Here is a 17,994-nt window from a genome sequence, read left to right as displayed (position 1 = left end):
CTCCGCGCGCCGCGGTGAACGTACCGCACGGTCAACAGAGGGTGACCGGCCTTCGGATACCTCCACAAGACCTCCCCAGCGATCACGGTGTTCACGCCGTTGACGTGCGGGCCAGAGGGTGCGGGCGGGTTGTTCGACGACCGGTCCGATACGGCGGGGCCGATACGGCGGGTCCGACGACCAGCCGGCCGCCGGTGCGGGCGGTCAGCCGGTGCGGGTGAGCCGGTCCGCGCCGGACAGGACCGCCGCCGCCAGCGCCTCGGCCGCGGCCGACGGACGCGGCCCGCGCAGCAGGGCGAACTCCACCGGCCCGAGCTCCGGCAGGCCGCCGACCCGCACCAGGCCCGGCGGGATCAGCCCCCGGGTGTGCGCCATCACGCCGAGCCCGGCCCGGGCCGCCGCGATCAGACCGCTCAGGCTTCCGCTCGTGCGCGCGATCCGCCACGCCCGCCCCTCCTGCTCCAGCACCTCCAGCGCCCGGGCGCGGGTGATGCCCGGCGGCGGGAAGACAATCAACGGAACAGGGCGCTCCGGGTCCACCCGCAGCCCTTCCGCGCCGATCCACACCATCCGGTCCCGCCACACGAGCCGGCCCCGCTCGTCCCCCGGCCCCCGCCGCTTCGCCAGCACCAGGTCGAGACGGCCCGCGTCCAGCCGCTCGTGCAGCGTTCCCGAGAGCTCCACCGACAGCTCCAGATCCACCTCGGGGTGCTCGTGCCGGAACCCTTCGAGGATCTCCGGAAGGCGCGTCAGCACGAAGTCCTCGGAGGCCCCGAACCGCAGCCGCCCGCGCAGCCGCGTCCCCGCGAAGAAGGCCGCCGCCCGCTCGTTCGCCTCCAGGATCGTCCGCGCGAAGCCGAGCAGTGCTTCGCCGTCCTCCGTCAGCCCCACGCTGTGCGTGTCCCGGACGAACAGCAGGCGCCCCGTCGCCTCCTCCAGTCGCCGCACGTGCTGGCTGACCGTGGACTGACCCACGCCGAGCCGCCCCGCGGCCTGCGTGAAGCTGAGCGTCTGGGCCACCGTGAGGAAGGTCCGCAACTGGACGGGGTCGTACATGCCGCCACGCTAGCCGCGTTCATCACGGAACGCGATGGCAGTGAGTGCGGTGTGCGGGTTTCCCGATGAACGCCCACCGCCGACGATGAGGGGGAGCCCCCGCCCCGACAGCAAGTGAGCACCCCCGCATGCGCCGCCCGCACCTCCCCGCCCGGCTGCCCCTGGACCCGTACGTCCTGGCCCTGCTCGCCACCGTGGGACTCGCCGCCCTGCTCCCCGCCCGCGGCCCGGCCGCCACCGCCGCCGACCTCGCCTCCACCGCGGCCGTGGCCCTGCTCTTCTTCCTCTACGGCGCCCGGCTCTCCACCCGCGAGGCCCTCGACGGCCTGCGCCACTGGCGGCTCCACCTCACCGTGCTCGCCGCCACCTTCGTACTCTTCCCGCTCCTCGGCCTCGCCGCCCGCGTCCTGGTCCCCGGCCTGCTCACCGCCCCGCTCTACGACGGCCTGCTCTTCCTCTGCCTGGTCCCCTCGACCGTGCAGTCCTCCATCGCCTTCACCTCGATCGCCCGCGGCAACGTCCCCGCCGCGATCTGCGCGGGCTCCTTCTCCAGCCTGGCCGGCATCGTCCTCACCCCCCTCCTCGCCGCCGCCCTGCTCGGCGGCGGCGCGGGCGGCGGCTTCTCCCTCGACTCCCTCCTGAAGATCACCCTCCAGCTCCTGCTGCCCTTCCTCCTCGGACAGGCCCTGCGCCCCCGGGTCGGCGGCTTCCTCGTCCGCCACAAGCAGGTCCTCGGCCACGTCGACCGCGGCTCGATCCTCCTTGTCGTCTACGCCGCCTTCAGCGCGGGCGTGGTCGCGGGCATCTGGCACCGGGTGAGTCTCCCGCGGCTCGCCGCCCTGATGCTCGTGGAGGCCGTGCTCCTCGCCGTCATGCTCCTCGTCACCTGGTACGGCGCGGCCCGCCTCGGCTTCGGCCGCGCGGACCGCATCGCCATCCAGTTCGCCGGGTCGAAGAAGAGCCTGGCCGCCGGACTCCCCATGGCCAGCGTGCTGTTCGGGGCCCATGCCGCCCTCGCCGTGCTCCCGCTGATGCTCTTCCACCAGATGCAGCTGATGGTCTGCGCGGTCATCGCCCGGCGCCGCTCCCGGGACCCGCTGCCCGAACTCGCCGCCGACCGTGTGGCGGACGTCTCGCCCGCGCTCGAACGGCCCGCGCCCCGGGCCCGTTAACGTTCGGTGGTGACCTGGATACGCCCGCTCGCCGCGCACGCCGAACGCCCCTGCACGCTGGTGGTCTGCCGCGGCTGCTGTTGCGGTGACCCCCGCAAGAACCCCGGCTCCGACCACGCCGGTCAGCTCGCCCGGCTGCGCGAGGCCGCCGCCGCCTCCGGGGGCCGCCTGGCCGTCCGTACGAGCGACTGCCTCGGTCCCTGCGCCCGGGCCAACGTCATCGTGGTCCAGCCCACCACCGAGGCCCGCCGCCGCGGCGCCCGCGCGACCTGGTTCGGCTGGGCCCTGGACGACACCGCGACGGACGAGATCATCGCCTGGGCCGAATCCGGGGGCCCCGGCACCACCCCGCTCCCGCCCACCCTGGGCCTCCACCGCATCGATCCCCCGGCCCCGAAGCCGGCCAAGGAATCCTCGCGCCGCGTCCGCCGGGGGCGCTGACATGCAGAACCTCGCGCGCGCGGTGCTCGTGTTGTTCGGCCTGCTGGTCGCTGTGGTGATCTGGCTGGCCCTGTCCCTCGACTTGAGAGACGCCAAACCCTCCGTGCCGCTGACGGCGCAGGACGTCACCGGCACGTGGCAGGGCGACCGCGGAGGGCGGGTCGAGGTCCTGGCCGACGGCCGGGCCCGCCTCACGGACCTCACGGGCTGGAAGTGCCTTCGGAGCCAGCAGGCGGCCACGTTCACCGGCGAGGGCAGCTGGACCATCGAGCGCCACTCGGACGAAGATCCGGGGATCCTGATCCTGATCAAGTCCACCGTCGAGGGAACGCCCGCGGTACAGGCGTGCGACGGTTGGTTCACGCTCCACGGCAGCGGCAAAGGCGGCACCCCGGGGGACGGCAGCGACGTGGTGGCCTCGTTCCTCGGCGGGCACGAACACGGCAGGGAACTGTTCCGGCGTACCCCTACAGGGTGATCCGCTCCTCGCCCGCGTAGATGTTCATGTCTGGCCCCCGCAGGAAGCCCACCAGCGTCATCCCCGACTCCAGGGCCAGGTCCACAGCCAGCGAGGACGGCGCCGAGACGGCCGCCAGCACCGGGATGCCCGCCATCACGGCCTTCTGCACCAGCTCGAAGGAGGCCCGGCCCGACACCAGCAGGACCGCGCCGGCGAGGGGGAGCCGCCCGGACTGGTACGCCCGGCCCACGATCTTGTCCACCGCGTTGTGCCGGCCGACGTCCTCCCGCAGGTCGAGCAGCTCGCCCTGCGCCGTGAACAGCCCGGCCGCGTGTAGTCCGCCCGTACGGTCGAAGACCTTCTGGGCCTCGCGCAGCCGGTCCGGCATCGCGCTGAGGACCTCCGCGGGCACCCGTACCGGATCGGCGGCGATCCCCGGGAAACGGGTCGCCGTACGGACCGCGTCCAGGCTGGCCTTCCCGCACAGGCCGCAGGAGGAGGTGGTGTAGACGTTCCGCTCCAGCGTGATGTCCGGCACCGGGACCCCGGCGGCCAGCTGGACGTTCACCACGTTGTAGGTGTTCGAACCCTCCTGGGTCGCCCCCTCGCAGTAGGTGACGGCCTGCACGTCCGAGGCGGCGCCCAGCACGCCCTCACTGACCAGGAAGCCCACCGCCAGGGCGAAGTCGTCGCCCGGCGTGCGCATCGTGATGGCCAGCGGTTTGCCGTTCAGTCGTATCTCCAGCGGCTCCTCGGCCACCAGTGTGTCCGGCCGGATGCCCGCCCCGCCGTTCCGGATCCGGACGACGCGACGGCGCTCGGTGACCCGTCCCATGGTGATCAGCCCACCCCTTCTGTTCTCGCCTCTGTGCTCGCCGGTTCCCGACGAGCTCATTGTCCCGGTTCCGCTTCCCGCGACGCTCCCGGCAGGTGGATCCTCGGGAAGCTCCAAAATCCGGTGCCTGAATCCTGTCGGGTCACGCGCACGCGTACCCACCAGTAGCAGGCAAAGCTGGGTGATCCTGACTTCCGTACAAGGGGGGACCCTGCCCATGACCGGTTCACGCGTGGTGGCGCTCGGGCACTACCAGCCCGCGAAGGTGCTCACCAACGAGGACCTCGCGGCCATGGTCGACACCACCGACGAGTGGATCCGGTCCCGCGTCGGCATCCGCACGCGCCACATGGCCGGCCTGGACGAACCGGTGGACGAGCTGGCCTACCAGGCTGCGGGCAAGGCGCTGGCCGGCGCCGGCCTGACCCCGGACGACATCGACCTGGTGCTGGTCGCCACGTCGACCGCGATCGACCGTTCGCCCAACATGGCCGCGCGCGTCGCCGCCAAGCTGGGCATGGGCGGCGGCCCCGCCGTGATGGACATCAACGTCGTCTGCTCGGGCTTCACCCATGCCCTGGCCACCGCCGACCACGCCATCCGGGCCGGCTCCGCCACCCGCGCGCTGGTCATCGGTGCCGACAAGATGACCGAGATCACCGACTGGACCGACCGCACCACCTGCGTGCTCACCGGCGACGGAGCGGGCGCGGCCGTCGTCGAGGCCTGCGAGGAGCCGGGCATCGGCCCGGTCTTGTGGGGTTCGATCCCGGAAATGGGCAACGCGGTTCGGATCGAGGGCTCGCCGCCGGTCTTCGCCCAGGAGGGCCAGTCGGTCTACCGCTGGACCACCAGCCAGCTCCCGCCGCTCGCCCGCAAGGTGTGCGAGAAGGCCGGAGTCACCCCGGAGGAACTGGCCGCGGTCGTCCTCCACCAGGCGAACCTGCGGATCATCGAGCCCCTCGCAGCGAAGATCGGCGCCGTCAACGCGGTCGTCGCCCGCGATGTCATCGAGTCCGGCAACACCTCGGCCGCCAGCATTCCGATGGCCCTGTCGAAGCTGGTCCAGCGCGGGGAGATCCCCTCCGGCGCCCCGGTCCTCCTCTTCGGCTTCGGCGGCAACCTCTCCTACGCGGGCCAGGTCATCAGCTGCCCGTGACGGCTTCGGCGGCCGTTCCCCGTGCCTGTGCGGCGGGGGAGCGGCCGCCCTCGGCCACCACCGCGCCGACCAGGACGACCGACAGGGCCACCAGCTGGCCGGCCCCCGTCCAGCCGGTTCCCACGGGCACGGTGGCGAGCGCGAGCACCAGTGCCGTCGCGCGGTAGCGGGCCGGCCCGATGCCCAGCACCGCACGGAAGACCAGGTTCCCGGCCAGGTAGAGGGCGACCCCGCCGGCCAGCGCGACCGCCGGGCCGGTGTGCAGGTGCTCCCCGAGGTGCCCGATCGTCTTCTTCACACCGGCCGCGAAGACGGCGATGCCCAGGAGTACGGGCAGGAACGCGTAGTAGTACGCGGCCATTGCCAGCTTGAAACGCCGCTCCGGCGGGGTCTGTGCGAAGACCTCCTCGGCCCGGCCCTCGTCGCGCACGAAGTACATCCACCACATCGCCGACGCGATCGCGAGCGCCAGGAAGGCGCCGCCCGCGATGCCGGCGGACAGGGGCAGCGAGCCCACCCCGATGCCGATCGCGATCACGGACTCGCCGAAGACGATGATCAGCAGCAGACCGTGTCGCTCCACCAGGTGCGCCGCGTTCATCCCGCCGAGCTGGTCGCCGACCGTCTGCTCGGGCGCCTCAGGCTCTGCAGCGGCCCCGCTCGCCGTGACCCGTTGCACGATCATCGGCGTCACGAACTGCAGCAGCAGCGCCAGCAGCCACAGCCCCCAGGCCGGCAGCCCGTCGAAGAACCCGGCGGCCGTCACCGCCAGGGCGCACAGCACGTTGGGCAGCGCGAACCACAGCACCCCGCGCCCGTGCGCCTGCGTGAACAGCGCGCCGTGGACCAGGACGACCAGCAGGTACCCCAGGCCGAAGGCGACGCCGCCCGCCCCGAAGGCCGTGGGCACGGCCAGGGCGCACACCATGAACGCCCCCATGGCCAGCATCAGCAGCACCCGTCGGACCGTCCGGTCCGGCGGCACTTGGTTGGTCAGGTGCGCGTAGCCCCCGTACATCCAGAACAGGACGGTGAAGATCAGCACCACCTGCCCCGCGCCCCGCAGGCTCAGGTCGTCCGCCAGAAGCACTGTCAACTGCGTGATGGTGAAGACGAAGACGAGGTCGAAGAACAGCTCCAACGTGCTGACGCGGTGCTCGGATTCCATGCGCGGCTCCCCCCGGACGTGTGCGCAGCCATCCGACCGCCCGACTCCCCCCGCTGTCCAGCCGGTATCGGCATCCAGAAGTGGACGCGAAGCGTCCGATCTCCCCACCACTGGGACCCGGGCGCCGCCCCGGCCGTGGCGAGACGATCCGTCTTGCTAAGGCCTTCGGTGCATGCGTGCAGGTCAGCCCGGCGTGGCGGAGGATCACCGCCCGGATAAGTGGTCGGAACCCCGCCGATCCTTTGCTATTGTTGTCCATGTCGCCGCGGGAAACCGGGGCCGACCACCTAGTCCGGGTGGCGGAATGGCAGACGCGCTAGCTTGAGGTGCTAGTGCCCTTTATCGGGCGTGGGGGTTCAAGTCCCCCCTCGGACACAAGAAGCAGGAGCCCCACACATAGTGTGGGGCTCCTGCTGTTTTCCCGGGGGCGACATGGACACGGAACGGGCGCCGCTGCAGTACGCCTGCGACATCACGGAGGACGACCTCTGGGAGGTCTTCGATTTCCTCCACCCGAAGCTGGAGGCCCTGGAGGCCGGCCACGATCCGGGCACCGACGAGCACCGGGCGGCCGATGCGCTGGCCCGGATGCTGTCCAGCGCCGTGCTGCAGCTGGAGTGGGACATCCGGGCGCCGTTCTGGAGGCCCTACCGCACCAGGCGGGGCCCCACGACGGTCCTCGTGTGGGCGCCGCCGCCCGAGGCCGTGCTCAGCGCCCGGGACGAATGGCGCCTCGACAAGATCCGCGAGAACTGGAACGCCCTCTGCGACGGCCTCCAGGTCTGGCGCGACTGCGAAGGCTACGACCCCGAACGCTGGCACAAGGTCGATTTCCACGACGCCGCCGCGGAGGCAGAGTACGAGCGCCGCTGCGAAGAACTCGGCCTCGGGCGCCGGAAGCCCTCGTGAGCGCCTTGCCGGCCGGGCGGCGGAGCCGGCCGCCCCGTCGTCACGTACCCAGGACCACCAGGCCCGTCGGGCGGGTCAGGCTGCCCGGGGTCACCGAGGTGAAGGTGTGCGGGAGGGACAGGCGGGGGGTCTCGCCGGCCGGGGCGGCCTCGAAGAGGTAGGCCGCCGCGGTCGTGGTGTCGCTGACGAGGTGCGGGCCGCCCGCCGCCGCGGCCGACCCTCCGGTGAGCGGGGTGCGGAAGAGCAGCCGGAGGTGGCGCAGGGTCTCCGGAGTGACCGGAGCCCGCATCGGCCGGGGCTCGGGCCGTTCGGGTGCGCAGCCGGGTTCGGCGGCGGGCGCGGCCACCGGGTCCGGGGGGATCGCGCCGGTCAGGAGCAGGGCGAGGAGGACCGGTACGGCCTTGCGCCGCAGCGCTTCGGTGGCCGAGCGCAGCCGGTGGGCATGGGACGCAGGCAGGGACAGCGCCAGGCTCCCCGCGGCGCCGCCCATGGCGAGCGGAACGGCCGAGCAGACGACCCCCGGGGAGTATTCGAGCAGATCGAAGACGGGCGCGCCCGGAGCCACCGCGTCCAGCGCCGTGAACAGGGCCCGGCTGTCGGTGATGGTCTGCGCAGTGAGCCGGGCCGGCCGGTGCCGGGCCACGTGGTCGGCGCGGCGCTCGTGGTCGAGTTGGGTCAGCAGGCACTTGCCGACCGCACTGGCGTGCGCGGCGTCCCGGAAGTCGACCCACTCCTGCACCGGCGGGGTCGCCGGCCCGGCCGCCATCTGCGTGATGTGGACCTCGCCCCCCGCGTACCGGCTGAGGTACACCGCGGCGCCCGCGCTGTCCCGGGCCAGGGCCAGGGTGCGCTGGAGTTGCCCGGCCAGGCCGTGGCCGCCGGGGGCGGCGAGCCGGTCCAGGGCCGGGCCGCGCCCGTACACCCCCGCCCCCGGCCGGTACGCGTACTCCTCCTCGCACAGCATCGCCAGGAGGGGGCGCAGTTCCGCCTCCGCGAGGCCCGACTCCCGCGCGAGCTGGCCGGCCCGCACCCCCAACGGGTGCTGCTCCAGGACGCGTACGACGGCCAGCGCGCGGCGGGCCTCCGCCAGCGCCTCGCCCGTACCGCCCTGTACGACGGTCCCGCGGGCCGCGGCCGTCAGCGCCGGGTGACGCAACGACCCGGCGGCCGGCCGGGCGGACGCCACCGGCGCGGCGACCGTGACGGGCTGCGGCTGGAACGCGGTCAGCACTCCGGACAGCCCCGGCCTCGGCAGCGGCACCGGGCCCAGGTCGGGATCCTCGAACTGCTCGACGTGGCGCAGCACGGCCGCCTGCGTGCACAGCCGGACCTCCCGCAGGTCGCGTCGGCCGCCCGGCCGGAAGCCGCGCCGGCCCAGCTCGCGCGCCCAGTGCCGGGCGTCGTGGTGCTCGCCGCGCCGGGAGTGGTCGAGGAAGAGGCAGTACGCGGCCGCGGAGGTCCGCGGGCTTCCGGACCCGGCGGCGAACTGCCACCAGAAGCGGGCTCCTTCGCGCAGCCCGGCCAGGTGCAGCAGGCAGCCGAAGACGACCGCCCCGGCCAGGTCGGTGTGCCCCTCGGTGAGGAAGGAGTCGAGGTGCGCCGCGGCCTTGGGCGCGCACGCGGAGGCGAGGCAGACGGCCTTGAGGTCGCGCCGGGCCCGTTCGGCGTCGAGCGGGCAGTCCCGGGCGGGGTCGCTCCAGCCGTGCACCGACCGGCGTCGGGCGCGGTGTCCGGAGGCGGGAGGGTGCGGCGCGGCGCGCAGCAGCCGGGCCTCGGCGGCGCCGAGGTCGTAGTACCGGTAGCGGTCGCGGACGCCTGCCCGGGCGAGGAACTCGGCCAGGGAGCGGGGGACCGGGTCGCCGTCCTGCCGCTCTTGCCGTTCGTAGCGCCTCATGATTCGGCTGATTCGGCTGATTCGGGCGACGTGGGGGACGTGGCGAGCAGGCGGGCGAGGCGGCGGTGGGCCTGTCCGAGGTAGGAGCGGACCGTGGCCTCGTCGACGCCCATCACGGAAGCGGCCTCTCCGGGGGTGCACTGGAGCCCGTACCGCAGCAGTACGGAGTCGCGTTGCCGCTCGGCGAGCCGGGAGACGGCGGAGTAGAAGCGGATGGTGTCGGTCAGCACCTCGTACTGATCGGCGTGGGCCTCCTTGAGGGCGGCCTCGAAGGCGCTGATGTCCATCGGTTCCGGCCGCTGCTGCCACGGATGGCGCCGGCGCTGTCGGTCGACCAGGCAGTGTTTGAGGACGGTCCAGGCGTAGGCGTCGAGGCGGTCCATGTGGAGCATCCGCAACCACTCATCCATGATCGAGTCGAAAGCGGCGTCGACCGCCGCCTCCGCCGCCGCGTCGGAACCCAGCTGTAGATACGCGAAGCGCATGTACGCGGGCCGCCGATTGGCGTGGAAGGCCCAGTACGACAGGCGCGCCGTCGGATCCCACTGGCTCATGGGAGTCGGCCGCCGACGCCGGCTCGGTAGTCCCACGGCCCCACCGGACTCCTCCGGTCCGCCATCGTTCACCGCTCCACCTCATCCCCTGTGCGCTGAACAGGAAAGCAGCGCGGGCGCACTCGGAGGGCGCAGAGAAGAAAGCTGGAAGCAATACGTCGCGGATGATCGGCCCGTGATCGATCTCGATCACGCGCGGCTCCAGCCAGCACGTATGCATATGCCCGACGACAGTGCCAACACAGGTGTCGCCATCATCGCCATCGCCGCTGTCGCTGCCGTCGCCACCCGTGCACCGGTCGGGCGCGGTGCGGTCCGGCTGTAGCATGTGCCTGATCGCGAGGGCCGTGACGGAGAGGTCACTGCCCTCGCTTTTGCTTTACGTCCACCCATGAACAAATGCGGCGCGTGGCCTCGCGGCGGTTCGATACGATGAACCGCATTCACAATCCGTTACGTCACGTTGTACCGCACAGAGGAAATGGAGCATCCGAGGATGGCTCGACACCTGATCACCAGCGCGCTTCCGTACATCAACGGGATCAAGCACCTGGGCAACATGGTCGGGTCGATGCTTCCGGCGGATGTGTACTCCCGGTACCTCCGCCAGCGCGGCCACGACGTCCTCTACATCTGCGCCACCGACGAGCACGGCACCCCGGCCGAACTCGCCGCGAAGGAGGCCGGCGTCTCGGTCTCCGAGTTCTGTGCGCAGGCCCACGACGCCCAGAAGGCGGTCTACGACGGCTTCGAGCTGTCCTTCGACTACTTCGGCCGCAGCTCGTCCGCGCAGAACCGCGAGATCACCCAGCACTTCGCGCGCAAGCTGCAGGAGAACGGGTTCATCGAGGAGCGTGCGATCCGGCAGGTGTACTCGCCGGTCGACGGCCGCTTCCTGCCGGACCGCTACGTCGAGGGCACCTGCCCGCACTGCGGCTACGACAAGGCCCGCGGCGACCAGTGCGAGAACTGCACCCGCGTCCTGGACCCCACGGACCTGATCGAGCCCCGCTCGGCCATCTCCGGCTCCACCGAGCTGGAGGTCCGCGAGACCAAGCACCTGTTCCTCCTGCAGTCCGCGCTCCAGCACGAGGTCGAGGCCTGGGTCGCCGAGCACGAGGAGGAGTGGCCGCAGCTCGCTTCCTCCATCGCCCGCAAGTGGCTGACCGAGGGCCTGCACGACCGCGCCATCACGCGTGACCTCGACTGGGGCGTTCCGGTCCCGGCCGACACCTGGCCCGAGCTGGCCGCCGAGGGCAAGGTCTTCTACGTCTGGTTCGACGCCCCGATCGAGTACATCGGTGCGACCAAGGAGTGGTCGGACCTGGACCCGGCGAACCGCGACTACAAGTCGTGGTGGTACGAGGCCGAGGACGTCCGCTACACCCAGTTCATGGCCAAGGACAACGTCCCGTTCCACACGGTGATGTTCCCCGCCACCGAGCTGGCCACCCGTGAGCCGTGGAAGAAGGTCGACTACGTCAAGGCCTTCAACTGGCTGACGTACTACGGCGGCAAGTTCTCCACCTCGCAGAAGCGCGGTGTCTTCACCGACCAGGCGCTGGAGATCCTCCCGGCCGACTTCTGGCGCTACTTCCTCATCGCCAATGCGCCCGAGTCCGACGACTCGTCCTTCACGTGGGAGCACTTCCAGGCCACCGTCAACAAGGACCTCGGCGGCACCCTCGGCAACTTCGTCAACCGCGTGCTCACCTTCTCCCGCAAGAAGTTCGGCGACGAGGCGCCCGCGGGCAGCCCGGCGGGCGAGGCCGAAGCCAAGCTGGGCGAGCAGATCGCCGAGCTGCTGGCCGAGTACGAGGGCCACATGGACACCCTCCAGTACCGCAAGGCCGCGGCCGCACTGCGCGCCCTGTGGTCGGCCGGAAACGCCTACCTCGACGAGAAGGCCCCCTGGACGGAGGTCAAGACCGACGTGGACGGCGCTGCGCTCACCCTGCGCACGGCGATGAACCTCATCCACCTCTACTCGGTGGTCTCCGAGCCGTTCATCCCGGCCTCGGCGCGCGCCATGCGCTCCTCGTTCGCGCTCGCCGACGACACGGCCGCGTGGATCACCCCGGAGCAGGCGCGGTCCCTGGACGCCGTTCCGGCCGGCACCCCGTTCACCGTCCCGCCGGTGCTGTTCGCACGGGTCACCGAGGAGGACCTGGAGTCCTACCGCGAGCGGTTCGGCGGCAACCCGGAGGCCTGAGGCCCGGGGCCCCTGCAGGGCCCGGCGACAACTGCGTGAGGGGCACGACCCGCTGGGATCGTGCCCCTTTCGCGTGCCCGCGACGAGGGCGGGGGAGGGGCAGGGGCGGGGGCGGGGGCAGGGAGAAAGGTAGGGGAAACCCCACCGCGGATCGTCCACCTGGCCGTGCAGACCCGGCCGGGGGTGCGCGGCTGGAATGGGCCCATGTTCCTTTCCCGTACCGCTCGGTGGACCACCGGCTGGCTGCTCGCCGCCGCGTGGGCGCTGTCCTTCCCGCTGTTCTCCTCGCTGGCGCCGCACCGGCTGTGGGGCTGGTGCGCCGCCGCCGGATACCTCGGGGCCGCCGCGGCCACCGCACTCGGCCGCCGTCGCGCGGCGCTCGCCACCGCCCTGCTGGGCGCCGTCGCCGTACCCCTCCTGTGGCTGGTCCTGACCGGCCAGGGACAGTCGGAGGTGACGGTCATCGAACGGTCCGGACGGCTCCTGCTGGAGTCCGGCCGGCTCTACGTCGACCGGCCGGGGCACGTCGAGGAGTACACCCCCTACTTGCCGGGCATGGCGCTGCTCGGCGTACCGCGGGCGCTGCTCGGGGGTGACGGCGGCGGTGACGGCTGGGTGGTGCGGCTGCTGGGCGACGCCCGGATCTGGTGCGCCGCCGTGCTGTTCGGCTGCCTGGGGACGGCCCGACGGCTGCTCGTCGGTGGGGCTGGCGGCGGGACCGGCGGTGGAGCGGTCGGTGGGTCGGTCCGGCTGCTGCCCGTCCTGGTGGCCTCGCCGGTGGTGGCCCTGCCCCTGGCGGTGAGCGGGGTCGACCTGCCGCTGGCCGGGCTCTGCTGCCTGGCGCTGGCGGCGGCCGCCGCCGGGCGGCCCGTCCTGGCCGGGGCGGCCCTCGCCGGGGCGTGCGCGCTGAAGTGGACGGCGCTGCCCGCGGTCGCGGTGGCCGTCGCCCTGCTCGCGGTCTGCCGGGGCGGGCGGCCGGCGGTGCGCTGCGCTCTGGTGGCGGCCGGCGGCACGGCCCTGCTGGTGCTGCCGGCCGCACTGCTCCAGCCGGCGGAGCTGTGGCGCCAGGTGTTCGCCTTCCCCACCGGGCGGGCGGAGGTGCCGACCCCGGCGAGCAGCCCGCTGCCCGGACGCCTCCTGGCCGAACTGGGTCCCTGGGGCTGGTACCTGACCGTGGGACTGCTGCTCGCGGGAGGCCTCGCCGTGGCCTTCTCCCTGCTCGCCCGGCCGCCGCGCACGGTGACGGCCGCCGCGGACCGCCTCGCCCTCGGCCTCGCGCTGGCCTTCCTCCTGGCCCCGGCGGGCCGCTTCGGTTACCTGGCGCTGCCGGTCCTGCTGTCGGTCTGGGCCCGCTCAGTGGCGGTACCGGGTGTCTCGCGGGTGGTGACGGGCTCGTTCCGGCTCCGAGCGTCGGACGGGCGGCCGCGGGTACGGAACGAGCGGTAGGGAGGGCAGTTCGCCTGATGACCCTCGCACATGGGACGGCTGCACTAGCCTTCGCTCCGTGGATCAGCTGATCGCCGAAGACCCGAGCCGCATCGGACCGTACCGCCTGATCGCCCGGCTGGGCGCGGGTGGCATGGGCCTGGTCTACCTGGGCCGCTCCGAGGGCGGCCGGACCGTTGCCGTGAAGGTGGTCCAGACGGAGTTCGCCGGGAACGCCGAATTCCGCAGGAGGTTCGCCCGCGAGGTCGCCGCCGCGCGCCGGGTGGGCGGCAGCTGGACGGCTGCCGTTCTCGACGCCGACACGGAGGCCGCCGTGCCCTGGGTGGCGACCCAGTACATCCCGGGGCCCGACCTGCAGACCGTGGTCGCCCGGCAGTTCGGCCCGCTGCCCGAGGACTCGGTGCGGACCCTCGCCAACCGGCTCGCCCTCGCCCTGCGGGCCGTGCACGGGGCGGGCCTGATCCACCGCGACCTGAAGCCGTCCAACGTGCTCGTCACCGTCGACGGGCCACGCGTCATCGACTTCGGCATCGCGCGGGCGATGGACGGCATGACCGGCGACAGCCTGCACACCCGCACCGGCATGCTGATCGGCTCGCCGGGGTTCATGTCCCCGGAGCAGGTACGCGGTCTCGAACTGGGCCCCGCCAGCGACGTATTCTGCCTCGGCGCGGTCCTCGTGTACGCCGCCACGGGTCGCACGCTCTTCGGTGCCAAGGACACCGGCCTGAACGCCCACCTCTTCCGGATCGCCGAAGAGGAGGCGGACCTGACCGGGGTGCCGGAGTCGCTGGTCGAACTCGTCGGCGCGTGCCTGAACAAGGACCCGGCCCGCCGGCCCACCCCCGAGGAGGTGGCTGCGCGTACGGCGGCGGACGCCGCTGGGGAGTGGCTCCCGGGCGCGGTGCTGGCCGAGCTGGGCCGCCATGCGGCGCGGCTGTTGGACTACGCCCCGGCGTCACCGGCAGGAGTCGGAGCCGGCGGCGGGACCCCTGCCGCGGGGGCCCCTGCCGAGGGGACCTCTTCCGCGGGGACCTCATCCGAGAAGACGCCCGTCGAGAAGGAGCCCGCAGAGAAGGAGCCCTTCGACAAGACGCCGGATCCCCGCCTCGTGCCGGCGCAGTCCCGGCAGGACGCCTCTCCGCCGGCGGCACCGCCCCCGCCGCCCGCGTACGCCCCCACGGTGCCCGGTCGCTTCGGTCCCGCTGACGGCTTCGGTCGCCCCCGGGCCCCGTCCCCGGTGACCCGTCCGTCCCCGCGCCCCCGCACCCGCGGCGGTGGTGGGGCCTCGCGGTCCTCGCCCTGACGCAGCTGCTGGTGCTCGTCGAAGCGGCCCACTTCAATGTGCTGGGCCCGCAGATCCATGCCGAACTCGCCGTCGACGGCGGCGACCTGGCCTCGGTGTTCAGTGCCTACCTGGTAGCTCTCGGCGGACTGCTGCTGCTCGGCGGGCACCTCGTCGACCTGCTCGGGGCACGGCGGATGCTGGTGGCCGGCCTGATCGGATGCGCGGCGGCCGACGTGCTCGGCGGCGCGGCCGACAGCTCCGGGTCGCTGATCACCGCCCGCGCCCTGCAGGGCGCCTTCGCCGCCCTGCAGGGCGCCTTCGCCGCCCTGCTCGTCCCGGCCGCGCTGTCCCTGGTGGCCACCGGATTCACCGACCCCCGGGAACGCGGGCGGGCCTTCGGGATCTACACGGCGGTCGCCGCGGGCGGCGGTGCGCTCGGTGTGTCCACTGGCGGCTGGATCGCCGAGACCCTGGACGCGCGCTGGGCCCTGTGGTCGGTCGTCCCGCTCGCCGCACTCGCCCTGATCGGCGCCCTCACCCTGCTGCCCGCCCACCCGGGCCGCACCGGCGCCCGGTTCGACGGACTCGGCGTACTCCTCGGCACGGCGGGATCCGCCGCCCTGGCCTACGGCCTCGCCGAGGCCGAGACGTTCAGCTGGGCCGTCGTCCCGAGCCTGCTCCTGCTCGTGGGCGGCATCGCGCTGCTCGCCGGCTTCCTGTGGTGGCAGACCAGAGCGTCCGGCACCCTGCTCCCGGCGTACGTCCTCGCCGACCGGAGCCGCCTCGCCTCCCTCCTGGCCGTCCTCCTCACCGGCGTGGCCCTGGTCGTCCTCTTCCCGGCCCTGGGCTTCTTCGCCCAGCAGGTCCGCGGCCAGAGCCCGGCCGCGTCCGGGGTCGCCCACCTGCCCCTGGTCGCCGCTGCCCTCGTGGTCGCCACCCAGGTCTCCGCCCGCCTGCTGCCCCGAATCGCGCCGCGCCTCATGGTCCTGCCGGGCCTGGTGATCACGGCCCTCGGGCTGGCCCTGCTGGCCGGCACCGGGGGTGCGTCCACCTACGCGACCGGGGTGCTGCCCGGCCTGCTGCTCGCCGGCGTCGGCCTGGGCCTGGCCCTGGCCCCGCTCTACGCCACCGCGACCGCCGGGGTGGCCCCGCGCCACGCTGGTGCGGCCTCGGCGGCCCTCGGCGCGGCCCACCACCTGGGGCAGTCGATCGGCGGGGCGGTGCTCGGCGCCGTCGTGCTGAGCCGCTTGAGCCACGTCTCGGACGACACCGACGTGTTCGCCCGGACGCTGGACGCCTACACCACCACCCTCTGGTGCGCGGTCGGCGCCCTCCTGCTCGCGACCCTGCCGGCCGCCCTGCTGCTCAGGACCCCGCGGCGGGACACGGGCGCGACCGGCTAGGCCTCCTGGCCCGACAGGTGGGCCAGGACCGCCAGGACCCGGCGGTTGCCCTCCGTGGCGTCCAGGTCGAGTTTCATGAAGATGCTGGACGCGTGTTTGACGACGGCGGCCTCGGTGATGAACAGCCGGGCCGCCAGGGCCTGGTTGTTGAGGCCCGAGGCCATCAAGGTCAGCACCTCCCGCTCGCGCGGGGTCAGCCGGGCCAGCGGCCGCTCCTCGGACTGCCGGCTGAGCAGGACCCGTACCACCTCGGGGTCGATGACCGTGCGGCCCTCGGCGACCTGCTGGAGGGCGTCGAGGAACTCGGCCACCTCGCCGACCCGGTCCTTGAGCAGATAGCCCAGCCCGGCCGCCGAGGCGCCCGTGAGCAACTGGGTGGCGTAGGCCGTGGCCACGTACTGCGAGAGCACCAGCACGGGCAACGAGGCGTCCCGGGAGCGGAGTTCGAGTGCGGCCCGCAGACCCTCGTCGCGGAAGCCGGGCGGCATCCGCACATCGGTCACGACGGCGTCCGGCCGCTGCGCCTCCACCGCCCGCACCAGTTCCTCGGCGCTCCCGACGGCGGCGAGCACCTGGTGCCCGCCGCGGGTGAGGAGTTCCGTCAGCCCCGCGCGCAGCAGTACGGAGTCCTCGGCGAGGATCAGCCGGAGCACGGGACCTCCACCCGGAGTCGGGTCGGTCCGCCCACCGGACTGGACACCACCAGCCTGCCCTTCAACATCGCCACCCTGTCCGCGAGTCCTGCCAGGCCCGCTCCCGCGCCGGGATCGGCGCCGCCGCGGCCGTCGTCGGTGACGGTGAGAGTGAGCCGGTCACCCTCGACCTTACCGACCACGGCGACGCGCGAGGCACCACTGTGCTTGGCCGCGTTGGCGAGCGCCTCGGTGACGGTGAAGTACGCCGTGATCTCGACGGATTCGGCCAGCCGGGGCACGTCGAGGTCCACGGTCACCGGTACGGGATGGCGCAGGGCCACCTCGGCGACGGCCGCCGCGAGCCCGTGGTCGGTGAGGACCTGCGGGTGGATGCCCCTTACGAGGTCGCGCAGTTGCTCCAGGGCGACCTTGGCCTCGCCGCGCCCCCGGGCCACCAGGGCGGCGGCCCCGGCCGCCTGCGGGATCCCGCGCAGTTCCAGCTCGGCGAGGCCCAGGGTCATGCTGAGGGCGACCAGCTGCTGCTGCGCGCCGTCGTGCAAGTCCCGTTCGATGCGCCGCCGTTCGGCTTCGAAGGCGTCGACCAGGCGGACCCGGGAGCGGGTGAGCTCCAGGATCCGGTCGGCCTCCACGCGCGGCCCGAGCAGCAGGCGGGCGGTCTTCACCTGGGCCGCGGCGAGCAGGGCGCCCGCGTACGCCGCCACCACCATCCCGACCAGTCCGACGGCCGTGCCGCCCAGGGCCTCCAGCGGCCCGGAGACCGGCCGGCCGGGGATCAGCATCACGTGGTCCGGGGCGATGGCCCAGACGATCGCCGGCGTCGCGACGAGGATCAGGGCGAAGGCCAGCAGCGTGATCACGGCGAACCCGGCCGCCCCGAAGACCGGCCCCAGCAGGGTGGCGTACGCGAACTCCCGCCAGGTGGCCCGCTCCCGCAGCCGGGTCCGCAACCAGGCCGCGGGCCCGGCCCCGGCCAGGGAGGCGTGCGGGTCCGGCACGGGCACCGGCTCCACCCACCGCAGCCGCCACCGCTCCAGCGCCCCCAGCGGTACCACGGCGGCGACGGCACCGAGCAGGATCAACAGCCCGATCCCGACGACCGCCAGCGCCACTCCGACTCCGAGGAGCAGGACGAGGAGGATCAGGACGGGATAGCCGATGAGGAACCCGCTGCCTAGGTACGCCCAGCACCGCCAGGGCCACCACGAGCCGAGGAACCGCAGCGGCCGGCGCATCGCGGCCAGGACGGCGACCGCTGGAGGGTCGGCCGGTTCGGGGCGGGGCGTGGAGTCGGACATGTCCCCCCAGCCTAGGGGTGTCCGCGGGTGTCCGGGGCGGCGGCCC

16 protein-coding genes, 1 tRNA gene and 1 pseudogene are annotated in these 17,994 nt (G+C 73.3%); 11 read left to right on the top strand and 7 right to left on the bottom strand.

Annotated features, from left to right (window positions below):
• Nucleotides 1-204 precede the first annotated feature (204 nt).
• On the bottom strand, nt 205-1,056 hold the full coding sequence (locus ACIQK6_RS34725) for a LysR substrate-binding domain-containing protein (RefSeq protein WP_402696553.1): 852 nt from the start codon (nt 1,054-1,056) through the stop codon (nt 205-207).
• A gap of 128 nt (nt 1,057-1,184) precedes the next feature.
• Here ACIQK6_RS34725 and ACIQK6_RS34720 point away from each other — a divergent pair, with 128 nt between their 5' ends.
• Genes ACIQK6_RS34720 through ACIQK6_RS34710 form a run of 3 tightly spaced genes read left to right on the top strand, consistent with a single transcriptional unit; the run spans nt 1,185 to nt 3,147 of the window.
• On the top strand, nt 1,185-2,228 hold the full coding sequence (locus tag ACIQK6_RS34720; RefSeq protein ID WP_329097590.1) for a bile acid:sodium symporter family protein: 1,044 nt from the start codon (nt 1,185-1,187) through the stop codon (nt 2,226-2,228).
• 9 nt (nt 2,229-2,237) lie between these two features.
• A complete protein-coding gene (locus ACIQK6_RS34715; protein WP_329097588.1) occupies nt 2,238-2,669 on the top strand; it encodes a (2Fe-2S) ferredoxin domain-containing protein in 432 nt (143 codons plus the stop codon).
• Between the two features lies 1 nt (nt 2,670).
• Nucleotides 2,671-3,147, top strand: coding sequence for a hypothetical protein (locus ACIQK6_RS34710; RefSeq protein ID WP_329097587.1), 477 nt, complete (start codon nt 2,671-2,673; stop codon nt 3,145-3,147).
• On the opposite strand, the gene fdhD is transcribed toward ACIQK6_RS34710, so the two are convergent.
• Nucleotides 3,137-3,964 (bottom strand): formate dehydrogenase accessory sulfurtransferase FdhD, encoded by an 828-nt coding sequence (gene fdhD / locus ACIQK6_RS34705; protein ID WP_329097586.1) that lies wholly within the window; start codon nt 3,962-3,964, stop codon nt 3,137-3,139. The genes ACIQK6_RS34710 and fdhD overlap by 11 nt on opposite strands.
• A 217-nt stretch (nt 3,965-4,181) precedes the next feature.
• Between fdhD and ACIQK6_RS34700 the strand changes: the two genes are divergently transcribed.
• Nucleotides 4,182-5,123 carry a beta-ketoacyl-ACP synthase III gene (locus ACIQK6_RS34700; RefSeq protein ID WP_402696550.1) on the top strand — a complete coding sequence of 314 codons (942 nt, stop codon included), beginning with the start codon at nt 4,182-4,184 and terminating at the stop codon, nt 5,121-5,123.
• Here ACIQK6_RS34700 and ACIQK6_RS34695 read toward each other — a convergent pair.
• Nucleotides 5,110-6,291 (bottom strand): low temperature requirement protein A, encoded by a 1,182-nt coding sequence (locus ACIQK6_RS34695; protein WP_329097584.1) that lies wholly within the window; start codon nt 6,289-6,291, stop codon nt 5,110-5,112. The genes ACIQK6_RS34700 and ACIQK6_RS34695 overlap by 14 nt on opposite strands.
• A gap of 290 nt (nt 6,292-6,581) precedes the next feature.
• Here ACIQK6_RS34695 and ACIQK6_RS34690 point away from each other — a divergent pair.
• Together ACIQK6_RS34690 and ACIQK6_RS34685 are read left to right on the top strand one after the other, a co-directional pair.
• A tRNA-Leu gene (locus tag ACIQK6_RS34690) sits at nt 6,582-6,666 on the top strand.
• Nucleotides 6,667-6,723: 57 nt separating this feature from the next.
• Nucleotides 6,724-7,200, top strand: a complete 477-nt coding sequence (locus tag ACIQK6_RS34685) for a hypothetical protein (RefSeq protein ID WP_329097582.1) — start codon at nt 6,724-6,726, stop codon at nt 7,198-7,200.
• 370 nt (nt 7,201-7,570) lie between these two features.
• Here ACIQK6_RS34685 and ACIQK6_RS34680 read toward each other — a convergent pair.
• Together ACIQK6_RS34680 and ACIQK6_RS34675 are read right to left on the bottom strand one after the other, a co-directional pair.
• Nucleotides 7,571-8,290, bottom strand: a pseudogene (locus tag ACIQK6_RS34680) (IclR family transcriptional regulator C-terminal domain-containing protein); the annotation flags it as partial.
• Between the two features lie 800 nt (nt 8,291-9,090).
• A complete protein-coding gene (locus ACIQK6_RS34675) occupies nt 9,091-9,648 on the bottom strand; it encodes a sigma factor-like helix-turn-helix DNA-binding protein (RefSeq protein ID WP_329097580.1) in 558 nt (185 codons plus the stop codon).
• 175 nt (nt 9,649-9,823) lie between these two features.
• Between ACIQK6_RS34675 and ACIQK6_RS34670 the strand changes: the two genes are divergently transcribed.
• From ACIQK6_RS34670 to ACIQK6_RS34650, 5 genes are all read left to right on the top strand, one after another.
• A complete protein-coding gene (locus ACIQK6_RS34670) occupies nt 9,824-9,973 on the top strand; it encodes a hypothetical protein (protein ID WP_329097578.1) in 150 nt (49 codons plus the stop codon).
• A 171-nt stretch (nt 9,974-10,144) separates the two neighbouring features.
• Entirely contained in the window at nt 10,145-11,860 is a 1,716-nt protein-coding gene (metG, locus tag ACIQK6_RS34665; RefSeq protein WP_329097577.1) for a methionine--tRNA ligase, read from the top strand.
• Between the two features lie 204 nt (nt 11,861-12,064).
• Nucleotides 12,065-13,306: a glycosyltransferase 87 family protein gene (locus tag ACIQK6_RS34660; RefSeq protein WP_329097574.1), complete on the top strand. Its 1,242-nt coding sequence runs from the start codon at nt 12,065-12,067 to the stop codon at nt 13,304-13,306.
• A gap of 58 nt (nt 13,307-13,364) precedes the next feature.
• Nucleotides 13,365-14,612 (top strand): serine/threonine-protein kinase, encoded by a 1,248-nt coding sequence (locus tag ACIQK6_RS34655; protein WP_402696545.1) that lies wholly within the window; start codon nt 13,365-13,367, stop codon nt 14,610-14,612.
• A gap of 11 nt (nt 14,613-14,623) precedes the next feature.
• A complete protein-coding gene (locus ACIQK6_RS34650; protein WP_402696543.1) occupies nt 14,624-15,997 on the top strand; it encodes an MFS transporter in 1,374 nt (457 codons plus the stop codon).
• Here the strand turns inward: ACIQK6_RS34650 and ACIQK6_RS34645 are convergent.
• On the bottom strand, nt 15,994-16,650 hold the full coding sequence (locus ACIQK6_RS34645) for a response regulator transcription factor (protein WP_329097571.1): 657 nt from the start codon (nt 16,648-16,650) through the stop codon (nt 15,994-15,996). The two genes, ACIQK6_RS34650 and ACIQK6_RS34645, sit on opposite strands and share 4 nt — an antisense overlap.
• Entirely contained in the window at nt 16,638-17,948 is a 1,311-nt protein-coding gene (locus ACIQK6_RS34640; RefSeq protein ID WP_329097569.1) for a sensor domain-containing protein, read from the bottom strand. Before ACIQK6_RS34640 ends, ACIQK6_RS34645 begins: the two co-directional genes overlap by 13 nt.
• Between the last annotated feature and the right edge of the window lie 46 nt (nt 17,949-17,994).

Source organism: Streptomyces sp. NPDC091682, assembly GCF_044756625.1.
GTDB lineage: Bacteria > Actinomycetota > Actinomycetes > Streptomycetales > Streptomycetaceae > Streptomyces.
The sequence above is the reverse complement of the archived record's forward strand: the minus strand, read 5'-3'. Positions and strand labels throughout refer to the sequence as shown.